General features: G+C 52.3%; 4 protein-coding genes. 1 reads left to right on the top strand and 3 read right to left on the bottom strand.

Going from position 1 to position 6,000, the window contains the following annotated elements; translation table 11 throughout:
• A partial coding sequence (locus HDR50_RS04975) for an integrase core domain-containing protein (protein ID WP_291356491.1) occupies window positions 1-159 on the top strand: 159 nt, incomplete at its 5' end.
• 37 nt (window positions 160-196) lie between these two features.
• Here the strand turns inward: HDR50_RS04975 and HDR50_RS04970 are convergent.
• Genes HDR50_RS04970 through HDR50_RS04960 form a run of 3 tightly spaced genes read right to left on the bottom strand, consistent with a single transcriptional unit; the run spans window position 197 to window position 4,953 of the window.
• A complete protein-coding gene (locus tag HDR50_RS04970; protein WP_291356489.1) occupies window positions 197-1,156 on the bottom strand; it encodes a PHB depolymerase family esterase in 960 nt (319 codons plus the stop codon).
• Window positions 1,153-4,350: a multidrug efflux RND transporter permease subunit gene (locus HDR50_RS04965; RefSeq protein WP_291356487.1), complete on the bottom strand. Its 3,198-nt coding sequence runs from the start codon at window positions 4,348-4,350 to the stop codon at window positions 1,153-1,155. The genes HDR50_RS04970 and HDR50_RS04965 overlap by 4 nt, the downstream gene beginning before the upstream one ends.
• A 21-nt stretch (window positions 4,351-4,371) precedes the next feature.
• Complete coding sequence (locus HDR50_RS04960) at window positions 4,372-4,953, bottom strand: TetR/AcrR family transcriptional regulator (RefSeq protein WP_291356485.1); 582 nt, start codon at window positions 4,951-4,953, stop codon at window positions 4,372-4,374.
• Window positions 4,954-6,000 lie beyond the last annotated feature (1,047 nt).

Raw genomic sequence — 6,000 nt, 5'->3', positions numbered from 1 at the left:
TCCTTGGCGGAAGCCCGGCGCCTCCTCGAAGAGTGGCGACAGGATTATAACTGCAACCGCCCCCACAGCGCCCTTGGCTGGCAAAGCCCGGCGGCTTATCGGGCAGCCCATCAACCCCCAAACCGGACAGGAGCCACTAACTTATCCTTGGCATCATGAATGGGGTAGAGCCGGCTTTCAGAAGATGGGAATCCCGCTATTTTGATTGGCGGAACAGCCATTCTTGTACGGGCTTGAGCCGATAGGCACAGTCAAAGGAATACATATGTTCGCTTCCGTTCCCATCGGCGGGGAGCACTGATTTTGGCGTAAAATTTATTATGTTCACGGGCGCACCTTTCGCAAAAAGTGCGTTAGCGAGTGTATCCTGCTCGCTAAGCGGGAGCTTGGCACTCCATTCCTCAAAAGCATACTGCCTGCCGATGGCCTTTACGGCCTTTTCCAGTGCCGAAATATTCGCGAAGGATTTTCCCGATTTTCCCGCAGTGATAAAGGTGAATGTAGCTCTGGCAAGTGTTGGAAATACGTTTTCATTCCAATGACAGTCAACAAAAAGCGAGGCAGCGAAAATATCGGGACGTGAAGCCGTAAAAAGCATGGAGATCATGCCGCCCATGGATTGTCCTGTGGTATAAATGCGGTTCGTGTCAATATTTTCTGTGGCAACGATATGTTCCACCAGGCGAAGTACCGTATCGACTTCTGGAGTCCGCTCATAGGCATCATTGACCGCCACACCGCTGAATTGCGGCACGAGGATGTAGCAGGGGTGTTTGGTCTGCCACTGGTTCGTGGCCCAGACCAGGGCTCCATAGCCTTGAAGGAGGGGCCGGAGGACATCCTTGCCCGGAGTGCTCGCATCGGCCATGAACAGCACCAGCGGGGTCCCTTTGACCGAGGATGATGCAGCGGGGCGGAAAAGGCTGTACGCAAGCGTGACGCCGTTTTCCTCGTCCACAAAGCAATCCTGGCTAAATTGAGGAACATACCTTGCTATCATTTGCTGCAGCACTTCATCGTCGCTCTTGTCGATGACAGGACCACCCCCCGGCGCGCCCAGCTTGGGCCCACCGGGCCCGGTCATTGGGGCGGCGTAAAGCGAGGTCTGGAGAAGAAGAGCCAGAACAGCCAGACAAACACTTACAACAGGCTTCATTTTGCTTCTTCCTCCGAAATTTTGTTGATTTTGCAGGCTTTCTTGCGTGATGTGGTCTTTTCGGCCAGGGACGCAATCAGCCTGAAAAAGAACGGCACGAACAGGGTGGCGAGCATAGTGGCACCAAGCATGCCGCCAATCACGGCCGTCCCGATAGCATGGCGGCTGTTGGCACCTGCCCCGGTACTGATGGCAAGCGGCAAGGTACCCAAGATAAAGGCGATGGAGGTCATGATGATGGGGCGAAAGCGCACCCGCGCCGCATACAGCGCAGCCTCGGTCGGGTTCTGTCCGGCGCGCCACGCGTCCGACGCGAACTCAACGATAAGGATGGCGTTCTTGGCTGAAAGTCCGATGATGGTGATAAGGGCTATCTGAAAGTAGACGTCATTCTGGAGACCCCTGAGCCACGTGGCGGCAACTGCGCCAAAAATGCCAAAGGGCACCGCCGTCAGAACAGAAACAGGCAGTGACCAGGATTCATATTGCGCTGCAAGCACGAGGAAGACCATCAGGAGGGCCAGGCTGAAAATAACACCGCTGTCCCGGGAGGCGAGTTTTTCCTGAAGCGCCGCACCCGCCCAGCCCAGGGAATAATCGGCGGGGAGCGTGGCCGCCACCTCCTCCATGGCGGCGATGGCCTGCCCGGTGGTGTAGCCGTCCGCCGGCCTGCCCATGACATGGGCGGCAGGAAAGACGTTATACCGCTCTACAACGTCTGGTGCCGTCCTTCGCTCAAAAGATATGAGAGCCGTGAGGGGAATCATTTTCCCCTGATCATTGGGAACGGCCACATCCCCAAGAGAGCGCTCCAGCATGCGCCATTCCGGTGCGGACTGAAGGACGACCTGGAATGTGCGTCCCAGGTAATTGAAGTCATTTACATAGTGCCGCCCGAACGTGCCGTTCATGGCCGTGAACACCGCATCCACATCCACTCCCATGTCCATGCACCTCTCCTCATCAAGATGGGCGAAAAGCTGGGGGGCGCCAGTTGAAAAGAGGTTCCGGATGGTGCCGATGGCGGGGTATTTTTTTTGCCCATCCGGGAGGAGGGATGTGGCCTCGACCACGAACTCCTTTGCCCTTTTTTCGAGGTCTGCCAGGGTGCCCGTACCGCGCATCTGGATGTAGCCATCAAAGCCACCCGTGGTACTCATTCCCGAAATGGGTGGAGGCATGAAGCTCAGCACCAGTGCCTCGGGCTGGAGCAGGCTTGCCGCGGCCAGCTTCTCCACAAGGGCAGCCGACGAGTCGCGGGCCTCCCGGCGCTCCTTCCAGGGGGCGAGGTTCACAAAGAAGGTTCCGTAATTGCTCTTGACCGCTGCTGTGGTGACATCGAGGCCGCTTATATTCGTAACGGATCGTATGGCCGGGTTCGAAAGCGCGTAACTGGTTATAAGATCTCCGGCTTCCATAGTGCGGTTCAGGGAAGCGCCGTCATCAAGGATACCAAGGCAGGTAAGGTTGCCTTGATCCTCGTTGGGAACGAGCGCCCCTGGGAGAATGCGGAACAGACAGAACAGGCCCCCGCATAACAGGAGCACGGCAGCAATGCTGACGGGGGCATGCATGTCAAGCCAGCGGACAATTCTGAGGTAAGCCCGGGTGACAAGGCTAAAGCCCCTATTGAACCAACGAAAAGGAAGCGGTGGTTTTGCGCGTTTTTCATCGCCATCGAGCAAGAGGGCGCAGAGCGCCGGTGTGAGGGTGAGCGCCACGACACCAGACAGGATGACGGAAATGGAAATGGTGATGGCGAACTGCTTGTACATCTGCCCCGCGAGGCCACCCATGAAGGTCACGGGGATGAAGACCGAACACAACGAAAAGACTACGCCGATGACCGCCGGGGTCACTTCGCGCATTCCTTTGGCCGTGGCTTCAAAAGCGCCCAGTCCCTCTTTTTGCATTATCCTTTCCACATTTTCCAGGACAACAATGGCATCGTCCACGACAAGCCCGATGGCGAGCACCATGGCGAACAGTGTCAAGGTATTGATAGTGAATCCGAACGCAAACAGTCCTGCGAAAGTGCCGATGATAGACACCGGCACCGCCAGGCAGGGAATAAGCGTGGCGCGCCAGTTTTGTAGGAACACATACACGACGATGATGACCAGAAAAAGGGCTTCAAAAAAGGTCTCAACGACCTCATGGATGGATTCAAGGACAAAATCATTGTTATTCGACACGATGGCATATTCCATGTCCGTCGGCATGAGTGCCGCTATCTCCTCGAGCCTGGCGACGACCCTTGCGCCCGTGGCGATGCCGTTGGCGCCAGGCTGTAAGTAAAGGGCGCCCATAGTCGCCGGCATGCCGTTATATCTTGCGAGAACACTGTAATCCCGACCCCCAAGTTCAATTTCCGCGACATCTTTGAGGCGGAGTGCGGCGCTGTTCTTCCCTGTCCTGATGATAATATTGCCAAACTGTTTGGGGTCGACCAGGCGTCCTTTGGTATCGATTTGCCAGCTTAATTGCGTCCCCGTGGCTACCGGCATCTCCCCAAGGCGTCCGGGCGCGAACTGCGAATTCTGTTTTTGGATGGCAGCAGCTACTTCGGGAACCGATATGCCGTATTTCGCCAGCTTGTCGGGTTGGAGCCAAATACGCATGGCATAGTCGAGGCCGCCGAATATCCGGCAATCGCCTACTCCTGGTATGCGTTTCAGCTCATCGACCATGTTGATTTTCATCCAGTTGGTCAGGAACACCTGGTCATAGCGCCCGTCAGGCGAAAAACAACTGAAGCCCAACAGCATCGCAGGAGAACGCTTGGCGACGGTGATGCCCTGCCGACGCACCTCTTCGGGAAGCTGGGTTTGTGACAGGTTCACCTTGTTATTCACATTTACGAGCGCAATATCAGGGTCTGTCCCCAAGGAAAAATAGACATTGATAGTCCCTTGTCCGGAACCTGATGCGGCCGAGGACACCATGTAGAGCATATTCTCCACACCGTTTATATTTACCTCAAGCGGGGCGAGCACGGTAGAGGCTATGGTTTCGGCGGAAGCACCCGGATAAGCCACCGTCACATTTACTGTGGGCGGCACAAGCTCCGGATACTGGGCAACAGGGAGCGCAATAATGGCAAGGCTTCCTGATAAAGTAATTACCAGTGAAATGACGATAGAAAGAATAGGACGCCGAAGAAAAATATTCGGGGAAGCAGTAACTTTTTTCATTATAAACTACTTATGGTGCTTTTAGCATATTCGCCCGTTTTCTTTCGAAAAGACAAGTTCAAAAATTGCCCACATTCCTCGTGCTTTTTTTAACGCATCCTGTGCGCCGTTATAGAGTAACTCCGCATGAATGCCCCGCAGAAGACCCGTAAAAGCATCGGCGACCTCTATCTTTGGACGTAAGAGGTCAGTTTCCATTTCAATCTTTTGCAGGACATTATTTAGGGTCGAATCAATCATTTTTGAATACAATCGGTCACATTCCTTGACTTCTTTCTCGAGGTCATATGGCGGCATGTATAAAGCCCGTATCCAGAAACGCAGATATCCATTTTTCTCATATCGCACAGGAATCCCAAAAAAATACTCATGAAGCGTATCTTGGGATGGATTTTGAATAGAAAAAATGTCGAGAGCAGACTGCTCACGGGTAAACGCCTCATGCAACAGTGTAAGAAAAATCATTTCTTTAGAGGGAAAATGCGCATAGATAGAGGGCTTTCGGATACCAACATCCTCAGCAATTTCCGCCAAAGATGTATGGTAGTAGCCTTGTTTCGCAAACTTGGAGAGAGCTGAAGCGATGATTTTGTCTTTCGACATGCCGACCGCCTGACGGGGAGAAGATGCGCAAAAATTCGCGGCAAGCAGGGGGATGAGGTACGAGCCGTTCCTACCTACCGTTAGGTAGGTACTTCAGTTCCCCACCTGTGTCAATAGCCGGCTGTCGGCATTTTCCCTACCAGGAGTAAACCGTGAAGATTTCTTGTTTATGTCGGTTATTGAGGAATAGCGTATTCCCGGCTCAACGCCTTCACCTCTCCTGGGCAGGCCTCAAAGATTGCTATCGCTGCCCTTCAGCCAAAGCAACCTGCCGTTCATTCAAGAGTCGATGACGCACCAAACAGGTTTTTCCCTTCTCAGGCATGGTCTCGGAAATTTTTAAGTCCTACGGCACGGTAAACGTCAAGCGAAAGTCACTCTCCTCGCCCCAGAAATGCTATTTATGCGATACAAATTTAAATATAGCATGAAAGTGATGCATTGGACAGTGTAATTATGGTGTATATGAAAAATCTATTTCANAGTTTTTNCCTAAGATAAAATTTATACAATGATTACCTATTGTAAAGAGTGCTTCACAAGTATTATTCCCCTTATCGATACAGATATAAGNATTCAAGAATTCGGAATGACAGTAATTGGCGCTCTACGGCAAATGTGGGCGGAGCATGAAGCGGNCGCTTCGTTGACAATANNCCCAAAGCGCTTCCGGATTCAGATGTNGCCTCTATAAAATCCACTCTACGAGAGAACTAAAGCCCCTAACAAAATTTATGTCCAATTAGGGATAACAAAAATTTTTGAAAGATTTCAACTTTATGGGTAGGAAATAAATACCGTATATATTTAATGCATGCTTTCAACTGGTTGCAATAAACATTTTATCTCCTTGGGCATCAGGAGGTATGGGCCAGCGTGGCTAAGACGCCGTGGAAGATATTTTCTTTGGAGTCCTCCATACCATCCGTACAGAAGTTATACCACCGTGTCCGAAAAACCGCATGAATCCACGCTTTGCCGCTTGGCATTCCTTGAGCNTGGTTAGAAATAGGTTAGAAAAATGAAAAGGCACTTANGGTTAGAAAA

Source organism: Desulfovibrio sp. (assembly GCF_014803725.1).
Taxonomy (GTDB): domain Bacteria; phylum Desulfobacterota; class Desulfovibrionia; order Desulfovibrionales; family Desulfovibrionaceae; genus Desulfovibrio.
The sequence above is the reverse complement of the archived record's forward strand: the minus strand, read 5'-3'. Positions and strand labels throughout refer to the sequence as shown.